At 71.1% G+C, this 17791-nt stretch carries 9 protein-coding genes, 1 tRNA gene and 1 rRNA gene; 10 read left to right on the top strand and 1 reads right to left on the bottom strand.

Annotated features, from left to right (window positions below; genetic code table 11):
* Positions 1-3: 3 nt before the first annotated feature.
* From rrf to BGM09_RS36980, 3 genes are all read left to right on the top strand, one after another.
* Positions 4-120: ribosomal RNA gene (gene rrf, locus BGM09_RS36990) — 5S ribosomal RNA — on the top strand.
* A 133-nt stretch (positions 121-253) separates the two neighbouring features.
* Positions 254-982 carry a DegT/DnrJ/EryC1/StrS family aminotransferase gene (locus BGM09_RS36985; RefSeq protein ID WP_188286151.1) on the top strand — a complete coding sequence of 243 codons (729 nt, stop codon included), beginning with the start codon at positions 254-256 and terminating at the stop codon, positions 980-982.
* 71 nt (positions 983-1053) lie between these two features.
* Positions 1054-1126: transfer RNA gene (locus tag BGM09_RS36980), tRNA-Thr, on the top strand.
* A gap of 70 nt (positions 1127-1196) precedes the next feature.
* Here BGM09_RS36980 and BGM09_RS36975 read toward each other — a convergent pair.
* On the bottom strand, positions 1197-3869 hold the full coding sequence (locus BGM09_RS36975) for a SpoIIE family protein phosphatase (protein WP_188286141.1): 2673 nt from the start codon (positions 3867-3869) through the stop codon (positions 1197-1199).
* 325 nt (positions 3870-4194) lie between these two features.
* Between BGM09_RS36975 and BGM09_RS36970 the strand changes: the two genes are divergently transcribed.
* From BGM09_RS36970 to BGM09_RS36940, 7 genes are all read left to right on the top strand, one after another.
* Entirely contained in the window at positions 4195-9678 is a 5484-nt protein-coding gene (locus BGM09_RS36970) for a HAMP domain-containing protein (protein WP_188286140.1), read from the top strand.
* A gap of 253 nt (positions 9679-9931) precedes the next feature.
* A complete protein-coding gene (locus BGM09_RS36965; RefSeq protein WP_188286139.1) occupies positions 9932-10630 on the top strand; it encodes a two-component system response regulator in 699 nt (232 codons plus the stop codon).
* 127 nt (positions 10631-10757) lie between these two features.
* Positions 10758-13529 (top strand): DNA translocase FtsK, encoded by a 2772-nt coding sequence (locus BGM09_RS36960; RefSeq protein ID WP_188286138.1) that lies wholly within the window; start codon positions 10758-10760, stop codon positions 13527-13529.
* A gap of 373 nt (positions 13530-13902) precedes the next feature.
* On the top strand, positions 13903-14712 hold the full coding sequence (locus BGM09_RS36955) for a RodZ domain-containing protein (protein ID WP_188286150.1): 810 nt from the start codon (positions 13903-13905) through the stop codon (positions 14710-14712).
* 83 nt (positions 14713-14795) lie between these two features.
* Positions 14796-16436, top strand: coding sequence for a 30S ribosomal protein S12 methylthiotransferase RimO (rimO, locus tag BGM09_RS36950; protein ID WP_188286137.1), 1641 nt, complete (start codon positions 14796-14798; stop codon positions 16434-16436).
* Positions 16433-17215, top strand: a complete 783-nt coding sequence (gene pgsA / locus BGM09_RS36945) for a CDP-diacylglycerol--glycerol-3-phosphate 3-phosphatidyltransferase (RefSeq protein ID WP_188286136.1) — start codon at positions 16433-16435, stop codon at positions 17213-17215. Before rimO ends, pgsA begins: the two co-directional genes overlap by 4 nt.
* The gene (locus BGM09_RS36940) at positions 17212-17763 is read left to right on the top strand and encodes a CinA family protein (protein ID WP_188286135.1); all 552 of its coding nucleotides are present in this window, start codon (positions 17212-17214) and stop codon (positions 17761-17763) included. Before pgsA ends, BGM09_RS36940 begins: the two co-directional genes overlap by 4 nt.
* Positions 17764-17791: the final 28 nt, after the last annotated feature.

Here is a 17791-nt window from a genome sequence, read left to right as displayed (position 1 = left end):
TGTTTCGGTGGTCATAGCGTTAGGGAAACGCCCGGTTACATTCCGAACCCGGAAGCTAAGCCTTTCAGCGCCGATGGTACTGCAGGGGGGACCCTGTGGGAGAGTAGGACACCGCCGAACAATCTTTGTCAATGCCTTGGCCCCCGAGCTTCCGCTCGGGGGCCAAGGCATTTCTGTTTTCCGTTACCCTCTGTTCACGTCGCCCCGAGACTCTGGGCCTCCCGACAGGCGGAGGTGTGGAGACGTGCAGCAGATGACGACTGCCGGACGACGGCACAGGATCGCTTCGGACGCGACGGCCGCCGCGCTGCGCACGTCGCTCGAGGAATTGGGCATCGGGACAGGGGACGAGGTCATCGTCCCGTCGTTCGGTCCGGGCGCGCCGGCCGACGCCGTCCGACTCGCGGGCGCCACACCGGTGTTCGCGGACATCGACCCCCGGACGTTCTGTCTGGCCCCCGAGGCGGTCGCCGCGGGCGTGACGGCGCGGACGGCCGCGATCGTACCCGTCCACGTATTCGGGCACCCCGCGCCGATGGCGCGGCTCAACGACCTGGCGTCGCGCCGTGGTCTGGCGCTCGTGGAGCAGGGCACCGAGGACGGTGTCGAGGAGGACGCGGGAGTCGTCGCCCGGCGGCGGGCGCACGCGCGGTTCCTGGACTCGGCGCTCAAGGGAGTGGTCGTGCCGTACACCGAGCCGGGGGCGCACCACCTCTACCGGCAGTACGCGGTGCGGATTCCCGGCAACGGCCGGCCGGACCGGGACGCCTTCGCCGCGGCCCTGGCCGCACGGGGCGTGCGGGCGACCGTGAGCGTGCCCGTACCGGTGCACCGGATGCCCGCGCACCGGTCGGGGGCCCTGTTGCCGCAGACCGAGCTGGTGGCCGCGGACAGCCTGTCGCTGCCGGTCCACCCCGGCATCACCCAGCGGGAGTTGACCCACATCGCGGACGCCTGCAACGCACTCGGCGGGCTGCTGTGAACCGTCGCTGAACGTCCCCTGAGCGTGCTTCAAGCACCCGCGTTCATGGGATAGGATCTTCCCATCGACGCGCCCCAATAGCTCAGTCGGTAGAGCGTCTCCATGGTAAGGAGAAGGTCTACGGTTCGATTCCGTATTGGGGCTCGGCACAGAAGGCCCCCACCGTCAGGTGGGGGCCTTCCGCATGTTCTCGCGCACCAGGACGCGCCCCGCGCTACTCGGACTTCTTCGGGACCCGCATCGACAGGATCGCCATGTCGTCGGACGGCGCGTCAGAGGCGAAGCGCTCCACGGCCCGTTGGATACGGGCGGCCACGGCGCCCGCGGTCAGGCCCGTACAGGTGGACAGGACGTCGGCGAGACCGTCGTCGCCGAGCATGCGGGTGCCCTCGCGGCGCTCGGTGACGCCGTCGGTGACGCAGAGCAGGACGTCGCCGGGGTCGAGGGAGACGGTCTGCTCGTACAGTTCGAGGTCGTCCATCACGCCGAGCAGCGGCTGCGGGTCGGCGGCGGGTTCGACGGTGCCGTCGGGGCGCAGGCGCAGCGGGAGCGGGTGGCCGGCGCAGACCATGCGCAGGACGGCGCTGCCGTCGTGCTGCGGCCACAACTCGCCGTACAGGAGGGTGAGGAAGCGGCTGCGGGCGCCCTCGTCGAGGATGGCGGCGTTGAGGCGTTCGAGGACGGCGGGGCCGCCGAAGCCCTCGCGGGCCAGCAGGCGCAGCGCGTGGCGGGCGAGGCCGGTGACGGCGGCGGCCTCAGGGCCCGTACCGCAGACGTCGCCGATGGCGAAGCCCCAGCAGCCGTCGCGGATCGGGAAGAGGTCGTAGAAGTCGCCGCCGACCTCGTTGCCCTCGCCGGCGGCGCGGTAGATGACCTCGACCTCGACGCCGGGGATGTGCGGCAGCTCCGGCGGCAGGAGGCTGCGCTGGAGGGCCTGGCTGATGGCGGTGCGCTCGCTGTAGAGGCGGGCGTTGTCCAGGGCGAGGGCCGCTCGGCGGGAGAGGTCTTCGGCGAGTTCGAGGATCTCCTGGCGGAAGCGTTCGTCGGCGGGCTTGCCGAGGGTGAGCATGCCGATGACCCGGTTGCGGGCGACCAGCGGCAGGACGACCGTCTCGCCGCCGACGGCCGCCGCGGTGGCGAGCGCGACACCGGGGGCGCTCGGCGCGCGCCCGCCCTTGCCCGAGGTGGGCGTGGCGGCGTTCGGTGTGGACGAGGAGGGCGCGGAGCGCGCTCCGACCCCCAGGCTGCGCAGGGAGGCCCGCAGGGCGCTGGAGTGGGCCGCGTCGGAGGGCGCGGTCCACATGCGGGCGCCGGGCGTCGGGTCGGGCTCCGGAGGCCGTACCTGGGACAGCAGCGCCTTGATGCCGTCGATGCGGTCCTCGTCCTCGTGCAGGACGAAGGCCAGCTCCGGCTCCGACTGCTCGGCGATCGTGTAGACCGCGCACCAGCTCGCCAGCGTCGGAACCGTCATCTGGGCCATGAGGGCCAGCGTCTGGTCGCGTTCCAGCGTGCCCGCGAGCAGGTCGGACGCTTCGACGAGGAAGGACAGCGAGCCGCGGCGCAGCCGTTCCAGCTCGGTCAGCCGGGCGCTCTCCACGGCGAGCGCGATCCGGTCGGCGGCGAATTGCAGCCGCAGCGCTTCCTGGTTGTTGTAGCGGCCGGGCGCCTCGGCGGCGACGCCCAGCGACCCGGTCAGCCGGCCCTCGACCTTGAGCGGCACGGTGACCACCGAGCGCATGCCGGTGCCGGACAGCAGCGGTACGGCGCCGGGGACCGCGGTGAGGTCCTCGTGGACGGCCGGCATACGGGCGCTGCCGTAGCGTCCGGTGCCCGCTTCGACGGGGACGCGCGCGAAGCGCTGGCGGGCGGACGGCAGGCCGGTGGAGGCGCGTACTTCCAGCTCGGTCTCGTCGTCGGTGGCGAGCAGCAGGTAGGCGGCGTCGCCGTCGAGCATGTCGCGGGCGCGTTCGACGGTGCGCTGGAGGAGGCTGTCGAGGTCGTCGGGGGCGGGGGAGCCGATGAAGACCTCGAAGGCGTCCGTGGTCTTGCCGCGCTGGCCGAGGCCGGATTCCGCGCTGCCGGAGCCGCGGGACGGCGTCTGGAGTACGGCGCGCTCATCGGCGCGCACCAGCAGGATGACGGTGGAGGGCTCGCCCTCGCTGTCGCGGACCCGCAGGTGGGAGCCGTAGACGGGCAGCACGCGGCCGTCGGCGTCGCGCAGGCCGTAGGTGCCTTCCCAGCGGGAGTGCAGCAGGGCCTCGGCGAGGCCGATGCCGGTGCCGGGGGTCTGCGGCCAGGCGGTGAGGTCGGCGAGCGGTTTGCCGACGACGTCGGCGGCGGGGTGGCCGAAGAGCTCGGCCGCGTCGTCGTTCCAGCGCGTGATCGAGCCCATGCGGTCGACCTGGACGACGGCGACGCGCACGCTCTCGTCGGTGAGCGGGAGGTCGGCTGCGGGCAGTACGGGTCCCGCGGAGCGGGTGCCCGCGGGGCGCTCGGGCAGGTCGAGCTGGAACCAGACGTGCTTGCCCGCGCCGGTGTACTCCACGCCCCAGCGGCTGGCCAGGGCGGCGCACAGCAACAGGCCGCGCCCGCCCTCGTTGTCGGGGTCGCGGAACTGGCGGCCTCTGCCCTGGATGGGGATCTCGCGGTCGGGGTAGTGGTCGGCGACCTCGACGCGTACGGCCGTCTCGTACCGCAGACACTGCACGTCGGCGGCGGTGCCCGCGTGCACGACGGCGTTGGTCACCAGTTCGCTGGTGAGCACCACCGCGTCGTCCACGACGTCGGCGAAGCCCCAGCCGTGCAGGGTGTCGCGTACGAAGGCACGCGCGACGGCGACCGACCGCCCCACCGGTTCGAAGCTGGCCGCAGCGCGCGCCGTGATCACCGGTCTCCTCGTTGCTCGTCCGTGGGCGGGTCCGCTGACCGGTCCCGCCGCCCGTGCCGCCGCCGTCCTGCCCGGTCCTCGTCGGCGGCCCCCTGAGGTGTACGCCTGGCAAGGTGCGGCGCCGCCAACACAAGAGCCAGGTTACTTACCCACGCGGACACCGCGTGCGCCGGTTGCGGGTGTTTCCACCCCGAACGTGCCACGGGTTATACGCGTTGCTGCCGAACTGTTATGGCCGGGTGGGGGCATGGTGAAACACTGGGCATGCTCTCAAGGCAGCAATCTTGCACTTTTGCAGGTCGGTCGACCCTCCAGGAGGGACACGGTGGAGTCTGGCGCATCGGCGCGGGGCACGAGCACGCGCACGAAGAACGGGCGATCCCGCGCCAGTGGGACCGTAGAGGTCGATTCGGCCGCGCTGGTCAAGCTCCTCGGAGCGCTGGCCGCGATGCGGGACGGGAACTTCCGCAAGCGGCTGACGGTGTCGGGTGACGGCGTGATGGCGGAGATCTCCGCTGTCTTCAACGAGGTCGCGGACCGTAACCAGCACCTTACCGGTGAGCTCGCCCGGGTCCGGCGGGTCGTCGGCCGGGAGGGAAAACTCACAGAGCGGCTGGAGACCGGTGCCTGCGAGGGCGCCTGGGCCGCCGCGATCGAGGCGTCCAACGCGCTGGTGGACGATCTCGTACGGCCGGTGTCGGAGGTCGGACGGGTGCTGTCGGCGGTGGCCGAGGGCGACCTGGAACAGCGGATGGACCTGCGGTCGCAGAACGCGGACGGGTCGGCGCACCCGCTGCGCGGTGAATTCCTCAAGGTCGGCCGGACGGTCAACGGGCTGGTGGACCAGCTCTCCGCGTTCACCGACGAGGTGACGCGGGTGGCCAGCGAGGTCGGTACCGAGGGCAAGCTGGGCGGGCAGGCGAAGGTCCGGGGCATGGCGGGGTCCTGGAAGGACCTCACGGACTCGGTCAACACGATGGCGTACCGGCTGACCGCTCAGGTCAGGGATATCGCGCTGGTGACGCAGGCGGTCCTGAAGGGCGATCTGTCCCGCAAGGTCACCGTGCACGTGGCCGGCGAGATGCTGGAGCTGAAGAACACCGTCAACACGATGGTGGACCAGCTCTCCTCGTTCTCCTCCGAGGTGACCCGGGTGGCCCGCGAGGTGGGCACCGAGGGCGAGCTGGGCGGCCAGGCCCAGGTGCCGGGCATGGCCGGTGTGTGGAAGGACCTCACGGACTCCGTGAACCTGATGGCCGGGAATCTGACGGCCCAGGTGCGGGACATCGCGCAGGTGACGACGGCGGTCGCCAACGGCGACCTGTCGCAGAAGATCACCATCGGCGCGCGCGGCGAGGTCGCGCAGCTCGCCGAGACGATCAACGCGATGACCGAGACGCTGCGGACGTTCGCCGACGAGGTGACGCGGGTCGCCGGTGAGGTCGGAGCGGAGGGTCTGCTGGGCGGTCAGGCGCAGGTGCCGGGCGCGGCGGGTACGTGGAAGGACCTCACGGACTCCGTGAACACCGCCTTCCGCAATCTGACCGGCCAGGTCCGCGACATCGCCCAGGTGACCACGGCGGTCGCCAACGGCGACCTGTCCCAGAAGGTCACGGTGGACGTCTCCGGCGAGATGCTGGAGCTGAAGAACACCGTCAATACGATGGTCGACCAGCTCTCCGCGTTCGGCGCGGAGGTGACGCGGGTGGCCCGCGAGGTCGGCGTCGAAGGTGTGCTGGGCGGTCAGGCGCAGGTGCCGGGCGCGGCGGGTACGTGGAAGGACCTCACGGACTCCGTGAACACGGCCTTCCGGAACCTGACCGGTCAGGTCCGTAACATCGCGCAGGTCACGACGGCGGTCGCCAACGGCGATCTGACGCAGAAGGTCACGGTGGACGTCTCCGGCGAGATGCTGGAGCTGAAGAACACCGTGAACCGGATGGTCGACCAGCTCGGGTCCTTCGCCGCCCAGGTGACGCGGATGGCGCGTGACGTGGGTACGGAGGGGCGGCTGGGCGGTCAGGCGCGGGTGGACGGTGTGGCCGGCACCTGGAAGGACCTGACGGACTCCGTCAACTTCATGGCCGGCAATCTGACGTCCCAGGTGCGGCAGATCGCGCAGGTCACGACGGCTGTGGCGCGCGGTGACCTGTCGCAGAAGATCGACGTGGACGCGCGCGGGGAGATCCTGGAGCTGAAGAACACCATCAACACGATGGTCGACCAGCTCTCGTCGTTCGCCGAGCAGGTGACCCGCGTGGCCCGTGACGTGGGTACGGAGGGGCGGCTCGGCGGTCAGGCGCAGGTGCCCGGCGTCGCCGGTGTGTGGCGCGACCTGACCGACTCCGTGAACGGCATGGCGGGGAATCTGACGGCCCAGGTCCGCAACATCGCCGAGGTCGCCACCGCTGTGGCGCGCGGTGACCTGTCGCAGAAGATCGACGTGGACGCCCGGGGCGAGATCCTGGAGCTGAAGAACACCCTGAACACGATGGTCGACCAGCTTTCCGCGTTCGGCGCGGAGGTGACCCGGGTGGCCCGTGAGGTGGGCACCGAGGGCATCCTGGGCGGGCAGGCCGAGGTGCAGGGCGTCAGCGGCACCTGGAAGGACCTCACGCAGTCCGTCAACTTCATGGCGAACAACCTGACCAGTCAGGTCCGTAACATCGCCGACGTCACCAACGCGGTGGCGCAGGGCGACCTGTCCCGGAAGATCACCGTCGACGCCAAGGGCGAGATCCTGGCGCTGGTGACGACCGTGAACCAGATGGTGGACACGCTGTCCGCGTTCGGTGACGAGGTCACGCGAGTGGCCCGCGAGGTCGGTACGGAGGGTCAGCTCGGCGGCCAGGCGCGGGTCCGTGACGCGTCGGGCATCTGGAAGGACCTCACCGACAACGTCAACCTGATGGCCAACAACCTGACGAGCCAGGTGCGTTCGATCTCGTCGGTCGCCACGGCCGTGGCCAACGGCGACCTGACGAAGAAGATCACCGTCGAGGCGCGCGGCGAGGTCGCGCAGCTCGCCGAGACCATCAACACGATGGTGGACACGCTGTCGGCCTTCGGTGACGAGGTCACGCGGGTGGCCCGCGAGGTGGGCACCGAGGGCATCCTCGGCGGCCAGGCGCGGGTGCCGGGCGTGGCGGGCACCTGGAAGGACCTCACCGAGTCGGTGAACGGCATGGCGTCCAACCTGACCGGTCAGGTGCGGCAGATCGCGCAGGTGACCACGGCGGTCGCCCGCGGTGACCTGTCCAAGAAGATCGACGTGGACGCGCGCGGGGAGATCCTGGAGCTGAAGACGACCATCAACACGATGGTCGGCCAGCTCTCCGCCTTCGGTGACGAGGTGACCCGCGTCGCCCGCGAGGTGGGTACGGAAGGACGCCTGGGCGGTCAGGCGCGGGTGCCCGACGTCTCGGGCATCTGGAAGGACCTCACCGAGTCGGTGAACCTGATGGCCAACAACCTGACCAGCCAGGTCCGCAACATCGCGCAGGTCGCGACCGCGGTGACCCGCGGCGACCTCAACCTGCGGATCGACGTGGACGCGGCGGGCGAGATCCTGGAACTCCAGGACTACATCAACACGATGATCGTCCGCCTGCGCGAGACCACGCTCGCCAACAAGGAGCAGGACTGGCTCAAGGGCAACCTGGCGCGGATCTCCGGTCTGATGCAGGGCCGCCGCGACCTCGGCGACGTGGCCGCGCTGATCATGAGCGAGTTGACGCCGGTGGTCTCCGCGCAGCACGGCGCCTTCTTCCTCGCCCAGGACACCCACGAGGTCGGCGAGGAGTACGAACTGCGGCTGATCGGCGCGTACGGCTTCTCCAAGCGGACGATGTCGTCGGTGTTCCTGCCGGGGGAGGGGCTGATCGGCCAGGCCGCGGTGGAGAAGCGTTCCATCCTGATCGAGAACGTGCCGCCGGGTTATCTGAAGATCACCTCGGGGCTCGGCGAGGCGCCGCCGTCGCACGTCATCGTGCTGCCGGTGCTCTTCGAGGGCCGGGTGCTCGGGGTCATCGAACTGGCCGCGTTCCAGCCGTTCACCCAGATCCAGAAGGATTTCCTCAACCAGATCACCGACATCATCGCGATCAGCGTCAACACCATCTCGGTCAACACCAAGACCGAGGGCCTGCTCAAGCAGTCCCAGGAGTTGACGGAGCAGCTCCAGGACCGCTCGGCGGAGCTGGAGAACCGGCAGGCCGCCCTGGAGCTGTCCAACGGCGAGCTGGAGGAGAAGGCCGAGCTGCTGGCCCGGCAGAACCGCGACATCGAGGTGAAGAACACCGAGATCGAAGAGGCCCGCCAGGTGCTGGAGGAGCGCGCGGAACAGCTTGCGGTCTCGATGCGCTACAAGTCGGAATTCCTCGCCAACATGTCGCACGAGCTGCGCACCCCGCTCAACTCGCTGCTCATCCTGGCGAAGCTGCTCGCCGACAACGCGGACGGCAACCTCTCGCCCAAGCAGGTCGAGTTCGCCGAGACCATCCACGGCGCCGGTTCCGACCTGCTCCAACTCATCAACGACATCCTGGACCTGTCCAAGGTCGAGGCCGGCAAGATGGACGTCTCGCCGACCCGTATCGCCCTGGTGCAGCTCGTGGACTACGTGGAGGCCACCTTCCGGCCGCTGACCGCGGAGAAGGGCCTGGACTTCTCCGTCCGGGTCTCGCCGGAACTGCCGGTCACGCTGCACACCGACGAGCAGCGGCTGCTCCAGGTGCTGCGCAATCTGCTGTCGAACGCGGTGAAGTTCACCGACAGCGGCTCGGTGGAGCTGGTGATCAGGCCCGCGGGCAGTGAGGTGCCGCAGTCGATCAAGGAGCAGTTGCTGGAAGCGGGCACGATGCGTGAGCCCGACCAGCCGCTGATCGCGTTCTCCGTGACCGATACGGGCATCGGCATCGCGGCCAGCAAGATGCGGGTGATCTTCGAGGCGTTCAAGCAGGCCGACGGCACCACCAGCCGCAAGTACGGCGGTACGGGCCTCGGTCTGTCGATCAGCCGTGAGATCGCCCGGCTGCTCGGCGGCGAGATCCACGCCGACAGCCAGCCAGGACGCGGCTCGACCTTCACGCTGTATCTGCCGCTGTCGCTCGGCGACTTCCCGCAGGCGGTGCCGCAACTGCCCGCGGGCGGCCACGGCGGCGACTTCGAGCAGGGCTCGGCCGGCGACCGGGCGCGTCCCGGCAGCAGCCTGGCCCGGCTGCGCCGCCGCTCCGCGCAGCCCCTGCAACTGCCAGAAGGCGGCGGCCAGTCCAACGGCTCGGCGCCCTCGAACGGGTCGGGTCCGCGCGGCGGGTCCGCGAACGGCTCGGCCAACGGCTCCGCTCAGTCACGGGGTCCGGGCGGAGCGGGCACCGAGGACACCTGGCCCGACGAGGGGCACCCCGACGCGTACACCGGCTTCTCCGGCGGCTTCAGCGGCGAGAAGGTGCTGATCGTGGACGACGACATCCGCAATGTCTTCGCCCTCACCAGCGTCCTCGAACAGCACGGCCTGACCGTGCTGTACGCCGAGAACGGCCGCGAGGGCATCGAGGTCCTGGAGCAGCACGACGACATCGCCGTGGTGCTGATGGACATCATGATGCCGGAGATGGACGGCTACGCGACGACCACGGCGATCCGCAAGATGCCGCAGTTCGCCGGGCTGCCGATCATCGCGCTCACCGCGAAGGCGATGAAGGGCGACCGGGAGAAGAGCATCGAGTCCGGGGCGTCCGACTACGTGACCAAGCCGGTCGACACCGACCATCTGCTCACCTTGATGGAGGAGTGGATGCACGCCAGGTGACGGCCGAGCGCGGGCCCGGCGATCCCCTGGGCCCGCGCTCGGGATCGTGCGCCCGATGAGGTGTGAGGGCGCCGATTAAGGGGAACCTTCTGGTCTCCGCCTACGTTTGCGGTACGTGTTGAGTGACCTGGCGGTGACAGGGTGTGGCGAACGGCGGGGTGCGGCTACCATGACCGGCACAAGGACGGGCGGCATGACGGAGTCGTCCCCGGGGGCGGCGACCGGTGTAGTGCCGGGGCGAGGAGGGCGGGCCATGGTGCAGAAGGCCAAGATCCTCCTGGTCGATGACCGGCCGGAGAATCTGCTGGCGCTTGAGGCGATCCTCTCTGCGCTCGATCAGACGCTGGTACGGGCATCGTCCGGGGAGGAAGCGCTGAAAGCGCTGCTCACCGATGATTTCGCGGTGATCCTGCTCGATGTCCAGATGCCGGGCATGGACGGGTTCGAGACCGCTGCGCACATCAAACGGCGGGAGCGGACCCGGGACATCCCGATCATCTTCCTCACCGCCATCAACCACGGCCCGCACCACACCTTCCGGGGGTACGCGGCGGGCGCGGTCGACTACATCTCCAAGCCGTTCGACCCGTGGGTGCTGCGCGCCAAGGTGTCGGTCTTCGTCGACCTCTACACCAAGAACTGCCAGCTCCGGGAGCAGGCGGCGCTGCTGCGGCTCCAGTTGGAACAGGGCGTTCCGTCCGCGGCGGGCGCCAACGGCAGGGGACGCGGCGCGGGCGAACCCGCGGGGCTGCTCGCCGAACTGTCCGCGCGGCTGGCCGCCGTCGAGGAGCAGGCCGAGGCGCTCACCAAGCAGCTCGACGAGTCAGCGGACGCCGCGGCCGTCGCCACCGCCGCCCACCTGGAGCGCAAGCTGACCGGCCTGCGGCGCGCCCTGGACGCGCTCGAACCCGGCACAGGCAACGGCGTCGTCAAGCTGCCGAATCAGGAGTGAGCCGTACGGGGAAGGCCGCGCGCCGCTTTTGACGCCGCGTCAGTCCCCGGCCCCGGCCGGACGACACGAACGGGCGTACTCTCAGGCACGCGTGTCACCCGATCACAAGGGCGGTAACCTCGGCACCATGGCCTCACGTACGTCCGGCACCGCCAAAAAAGCCCCGGCGAAGCCTGCGGCCAAGAAGACCGCGGCGAAGAAGCCCGCCGCCGCGAAGAGCGCCGCGGGGAGACCGCCCGCCAAGAAGGCAGCGGCGGCCAGACCCGCGCCCCGGCCCGCACCGTCGCCGACCAGCGGGCTCTACCGCATGGCGCGCGCCCTGTGGCTCGGCCTGGCGCACACGGTGGGCGCCGTCTTCCGCGGCATAGGGCGCGGCGCGCGCGGCCTGGACCCCGCGCACCGCAAGGACGGCCTGGCGCTGCTGCTGCTCGGCCTGACCCTGGTGGTCGCCGCGGGCACCTGGTCCAACCTCCAGGGCCCGGTCGGCAACCTCGTCGAGGTTCTGATCACCGGCGCCTTCGGCCGCCTCGACCTGCTCGTGCCGTTCCTGCTCGGCGCGGTCGCCGTACGCCTGATGCGCCACCCCGAACAGCCGGAGGCCAACGGCCGGATCGTGATCGGCCTGTCCGCCCTCGTCATCGGCGCGCTCGGCCTGGTCCACCTGGCCTGCGGCGCCCCCGGCCGCGGCGAGGGCGCGACCGCGATGCGCGACGCCGGCGGCCTGCTCGGCTGGGCCGCCGCCTCTCCGCTCGTCTACACCGTCGGCTCGGTGCTCGCCGTCCCGCTGCTCCTGCTCTTCACCGGCTTCGGCCTGCTCGTGGTCACCGCCACCCCGGTCAACGCGATCCCGCAGCGGCTGCGCCAGGCCGCCACCCGGCTCGGCCTGTACGAGGCGCCCGCGGACCCCGAGGCGGTCCCGCTGGAGGACTTCTTCGAGGACGAGGACGACCCCCGCACGGCCGACGAGTCGCCCGTACGGCGGCTGCCGATCCGCTTCGGCAAATCGGCCGCGGAGCCGTACGACGTCGACAGCGACACCGACCCCGACGAGCGCTCCGCCGTCGCGTCGGCCGCCGGGGGCGACCCAGGTGCCGACGAGCCCAAGCCGCGCCGCCGCCCCAGGCGCCGCTCCGAGGCGCTGCCCGGCGACCGGGACGAGGACGGCAGGGACGCGGTGGACGTGGCCGCCGCTGCCGCCGCGGCGCTGGACGGCGCGGTGCTGCACGGCGTGCAGCCCTCCCCGCTGGTCGCCGATCTCACCAGCCGGATCAGGAAGCCGGTGCCGGCCGCGCGCGCCGAGGACACTGCGGAGGAGCCGGTCGGTGTCCCCGTGGAGTCGGGCGGTGTCCCGGACCTCACGAAGAAGTCGCCCGAGACCACGGGACCGCCGCTGCCGCCCCGCGCGGAACAGCTCCAGCTCTCCGGCGACATCACCTACGCGCTGCCCTCCCTGGACCTGCTGGAGCGCGGCGGCCCCGGCCGTACCCGCAGCGCCGCCAACGACGCGGTGGTAGCGGCGCTCGGCCAGGTCTTCAAGGAGTTCAAGGTCGACGCGGTCGTCACCGGCTTCACCCGCGGCCCGACGGTCACCCGCTACGAGGTGGAGCTGGGCCCCGCGGTCAAGGTCGAGCGGATCACCGCGCTCGCCAAGAACATCGCCTACTCGGTCGCCAGCCCCGACATCCGGATCATCAGCCCGATCCCCGGCAAGTCCGCGGTCGGCATCGAGATCCCCAACAGCGACCGCGAGATGGTCAACCTCGGCGACGTACTGCGCTCCGCGGAGGCCGCGGGCGAGGACCACCCCATGACCGTCGCGCTCGGCAAGGACGTCGAGGGCGGCTACGTGATGGCCAATCTCGCCAAGATGCCGCACGTCCTGGTCGCGGGCGCCACCGGCTCCGGCAAGTCCTCCTGCATCAACTGCCTGATCACCTCGGTGATGGCCCGCGCCACCCCCGACGAGGTCCGGATGGTGCTGGTCGACCCCAAGCGCGTCGAGCTGACCGCGTACGAGGGCATCCCGCACCTGATCACCCCGATCATCACCAACCCCAAGCGGGCCGCGGAAGCCCTCCAGTGGGTGGTGCGCGAGATGGACCTGCGCTACGACGACCTCGCCGCGTACGGCTTCCGGCACATCGACGACTTCAACGCCGCCGTGCGGTCGGGCAAGGCCAAGACGCCCGAGGGCAGCGAGCGCGAGCTGACGCCGTATCCGTATCTGCTGGTGATCGTGGACGAGCTGGCCGACCTCATGATGGTCGCGCCGCGGGACGTGGAGGACTCCATCGTCCGCATCACGCAGCTCGCGCGCGCCGCGGGCATCCACCTGGTGCTGGCCACCCAGCGGCCCAGCGTCGACGTCGTGACCGGTCTGATCAAGGCCAATGTGCCGTCCCGGCTCGCCTTCGCGACGTCCTCGCTCGCCGACAGCCGCGTCATCCTGGACCAGCCCGGCGCGGAGAAGCTGATCGGCAAGGGCGACGGGCTCTTCCTGCCGATGGGCGCGAACAAGCCGATTCGTCTGCAGGGCGCCTTCGTCACCGAGGACGAGATCGCCAAGGTCGTCGACCACTGCAAGACGCAGCTCATGCCCAGCTACCGCTCAGACGTCACGGTCGGCAGCGGCCCGAAGAAGGAGATCGACGAGGAGATCGGCGACGACCTGGACCTGCTGTGCCAGGCCGCGGAGCTGGTGGTTTCCACCCAGTTCGGCTCCACGTCGATGCTCCAGCGCAAGCTGCGGGTCGGTTTCGCCAAGGCGGGCAGGCTGATGGACCTGATGGAGTCGCGCGGCATCGTCGGCCCCAGCGAGGGGTCCAAAGCGCGCGACGTGATGGTGAAGGCCGACGAGCTGGACGACGTCCTCACCGAGATCCGCGGCGGGGGAGCGTAGGAGCGGCCGGTCCGGAGCTGGGGGGCCGGCCGGTCGGGCGCGGGAACGGCCGGTCCTGTACCTACCGGGGCCCGGACGGCCCACGGAAATGCGTAAGTCACGGGACTCGGGGAATGTGTTGGGGCAACCGTTTCTCCTGTTCGCACGTCAAGTTGATACAGGGGGGCTCGTATCGATGCACACGGGCGAACCTGTCGGCTTCCGGCGACGATCTTGACCGTGATCCTGACCGCGATCCCGGTGGCAACCCCGACTGCGATCCCGACGGCAATCCTGATGGCGGACAAAAAGTGATCGTCCGGTTGCCGACGTGTTTCGTACCCCCCCTAGACTGAACTTCCAGCAGGTGGCTGCACCCTCGAAAGGCGCCCTCGTGTCCGTCGGCAACTCGCCCTCCGAAGACCGGCCTTCGGTCGGTCACGCCCTCGCCCAGGCCCGTATCGCGGCGGGGCTCTCCATCGACGAGGTCAGCACCAGCACGCGGGTGCGCGTCCCGATCGTGCAGTCGATCGAACAGGACGACTTCTCGCGGTGCGGCGGCGACGTCTACGCTCGCGGCCATATCCGGACCCTGGCGCGCGCCGTCGGCGTCGACCCCGAACCGCTGGTCGAGCAGTACGTCGCCGAGCACATCGGCGAGGAGGCACCCGCTCCCGTCGCGCCGCTCTACGAGGCGCAGAAGATCAGGTCGGAGCCGCGCCGGGCGAACTGGACGGCGGCCATGGTCGCGGCGATCGTCGCCGTGGTGGGCTTCGTCGGCTTCACGGTCTTCACCGGCGGCAGCGGCGGCGACAAGACCGCGGCGAACTCCCCGAGCCCGTCCGCGACCACCAGCGCGCCCGCCGTCACCCAGTCGCCGCAGAGCAACGGCGCCGATCCGAAGACGGACCCGACCGACAGCGCCATCGCCGCGGCCCCGCCCGGCAAGGTCACCGTCAAGATCAGCGCCGAGAGCGGCACGAGCTGGGTCCAGGCCAGTGACGGCAACGGCAAGCAGCTCTTCCAGAAGTCGCTGAAGAAGGGCGAGTCCCAGACCTTCACCGACGACAAGAAGATCAAGCTCGTCGTCGGCAACGCGGGCGCCGTCAAGCTCTTCGTCAACGGCAAGGACCTCGGCGCCGCGGGCACCGACGGTCAGGTGGTGCGTCTCACGTACACGCCGGGTGACCCGACCCAGGGCTGAATCGTGCTTCCCCGCCGTCCCGGCGCCACCGCGAGCACCGGTGGCGCGGGGGCGGCGGCGACGTGGCCGGGTACGCTGAGCGTATGCCCGAACCCCGTACCGTCGCTCTTGTCACGCTCGGCTGCGCCCGCAATGAGGTGGACTCCGAGGAACTCGCCGGCCGGCTGGCGGCGGACGGATGGCAGTTGGTCGACGACGCCTCCGAGGCCGATGTGGCGGTCGTGAACACCTGCGGCTTCGTCGAGGCGGCCAAGAAGGACTCGGTGGACGCGCTCCTGGAGGCTAACGACCTCAAGGGACAGGCGCGCACCCAGGCCGTCGTCGCGGTCGGCTGCATGGCCGAGCGGTACGGCAAGGAACTGGCCGAGGCGCTGCCCGAGGCCGACGGCGTACTCGGCTTCGACGACTACGCGGACATCTCCGACCGGCTGCGGACGATCCTGGCCGGCGGCGTCCACGCGTCGCACACCCCGCGGGACCGGCGCAAGCTGCTGCCGATCAGCCCCGCCGAGCGGCAGGCGGCGAGTGTGGCGCTGCCGGGGCACGCACAAGGGCACGGGACGCCGGGCGAGGAGCCGGTCGGGGCCGCCGCGAGCGCTCTTGGGGCTTCCGGGGACTTCGCGGCCGAGGCGCCCGCCGATCTGCCCGAGGGCGTCGCGCCCGCCTCCGGTCCGCGCGCGCCGCTGCGCCGCCGCCTGGACTCGGGACCCGTCGCCTCCGTGAAGCTCGCCTCCGGCTGCGACCGCCGCTGCACCTTCTGCGCGATCCCGTCCTTCCGCGGCTCCTTCATCTCCCGCCGCCCCTCCGACGTCCTCGGCGAGACCCGCTGGCTGGCCGGAGAGGGCGTCAAGGAGGTGATGCTGGTCAGCGAGAACAACACCTCGTACGGCAAGGACCTCGGCGACATCCGCCTGCTGGAGACGCTGCTGCCGGAACTGGCGGCGGTCGACGGCGTCGAGCGGGTCCGGGTCAGCTACCTCCAGCCCGCCGAGATGCGCCCCGGCCTCATCGACGCGCTCACCGGCACTCCGGGTGTCGTCCCGTACTTCGACCTGTCCTTCCAGCACTCCGCGCCCGCCGTACTGCGGGCCATGCGCCGCTTCGGAGACACCGACCGCTTCCTCGAACTGCTGGACACCATCCGGGCCAAGGCCCCGGAGGCGGGTGTCCGCTCGAACTTCATCGTCGGCTTCCCCGGCGAGACGGAAGCCGATCTGGCCGAGCTGGAACGGTTCCTGGGCTCCGCGAGGCTGGACGCCATCGGCGTGTTCGGCTACTCCGACGAGGACGGTACGGAGGCGGCGACCTTCGGCGACAAGCTCGACGAGGACGTGGTCGCCGCCAGGCTCGCCAGGGTCTCGCGGCTGGCCGAGGAGCTGACCGCGCAGCGCGCGGAGGAGCGGCTGGGCGCGACCGTACGGGTGCTGGTCGAGGCGGTGGACGAGGAGACCGGCGAGGTGACCGGCCGGGCCGACCACCAGGCGCCGGAGACCGACGGGCAGGTCGTGCTGACGGTGCCCGACGGCGCTTCCGCGCCGCTGCCGGGGACCTTCGTCATGGCGAAGGTGACGGCGACCGAGGGCGTGGACCTGATCGCGGAGCCGCTGGACGTGCTTCAGGACACGGCGGACACGACAGGCGTGACCGGGGGCGGCACCGATACGACGACCGCGGCCGAGGGCGTGACCGGCGCTTCGCGCGGCCTGCAGGAGGTGGGCAGATGACCGGAGCCCCCGCGCCCGCCGCCCCCGCCTCCTCGGCCCCCGACCACCTCGGGGACGCGGTGCTGCCCAAGGCCGATCTGTGGAACATCGCGAACATGCTCACGATGGCCCGGCTGGTCCTGGTCCCCGGCTTCGTGCTGCTGCTCGTGCACGGCGACGGGCACGACCCGGCCTGGCGCTCCTTCGCCTGGGCCGCCTTCGCCGTCGCGATGATCACCGACCTCTTCGACGGCGAGCTGGCCCGCCGCTACGGCCTGGTCACCGACTTCGGCAAGATCGCCGACCCCATCGCCGACAAGGCGATCATGGGCGCGGCGCTCGTCGGCCTGTCCGCCCTCGGCGACCTGCCCTGGTGGGTCACCGTCGTCATCCTCTTCCGTGAACTGGGCATCACCGCCCTGCGGTTCTGGGTGATCAGGCACGGCGTGATCCCCGCCAGCCGGGGCGGCAAGCTCAAGACGCTCACGCAGGGCATCGCCGTCGGCATGTACGTCCTGATCCTGACCGGCCCGCTGGCCACCGTACGGGCCTGGATGATGGGCGCCGCGGTCGTCCTGACCGTCGCCACCGGCTTCGACTACGTACGGCAGGCGGTCGTCCTGCGGCGCGCGGGACTGGCGGCGGAGCGCGCCGCGGTCGCGGCGGCCTCCGAGGCGGTCGCGGAAGCGGCCGCCGCTCCGGCCCCGGCCCCTGCCCCGGCGGGCGCGACCGCGGCGGATTCCGTGGCCGGCGCCGAACTGGAAGCCGAGGCCGGGGCCGAGCGACCGCAGGGCGTATGACCGCCGCTGGGCGGGCGGACGCGGCCGAGGTACTGCGGCTGCTGGACGAGCGCGGCCGGACGCTGGCCGTCGCGGAGTCCCTGACCGGCGGTCTGGTGGCCGCGGAGCTGACCGGGGTGCCCGGCGCCTCCCGGACCTTCCGCGGCTCGGTGACGGCGTACGCGACCGCCCTCAAGCACGAGCTGCTCGGGGTGGACGCGGGCCTGCTGGCCGCACGCGGCGCGGTGGACGCCCAGGTGGCCGGCGAGATGGCCGAGGGCGTACGGGACCGGCTCGGCGCCGACTGGGGCGCCGCGACCACCGGGGTCGCGGGACCCGACCCGCAGGACGGGCAGCCGGTGGGCACGGTGTTCGTGGCCGTCGCGGGTCCCGGCGGTGCGGTGGGCGCCGCACTCAGGCTGTCGGGTGACCGTACGGAGATCCGGCGGGCGACCGTGGCCGCCGTATTCGAACTGCTGACCTCGGAGCTGAGGAAGACCCGCCCCGAGAAGAGTCCGGAGGCGAAGGATAGGGAAGAACACGGGGGGAAGGGATGTTTGCAGCCCTGAGTGAACACGACATCGCTCCCCGCACGGC

Source organism: Streptomyces sp. CBMA29, assembly GCF_014596445.1.
Classification (GTDB): Bacteria; Actinomycetota; Actinomycetes; order Streptomycetales; family Streptomycetaceae; genus Actinacidiphila.
This window is presented reverse-complemented; position numbering and strand designations above follow the sequence as displayed.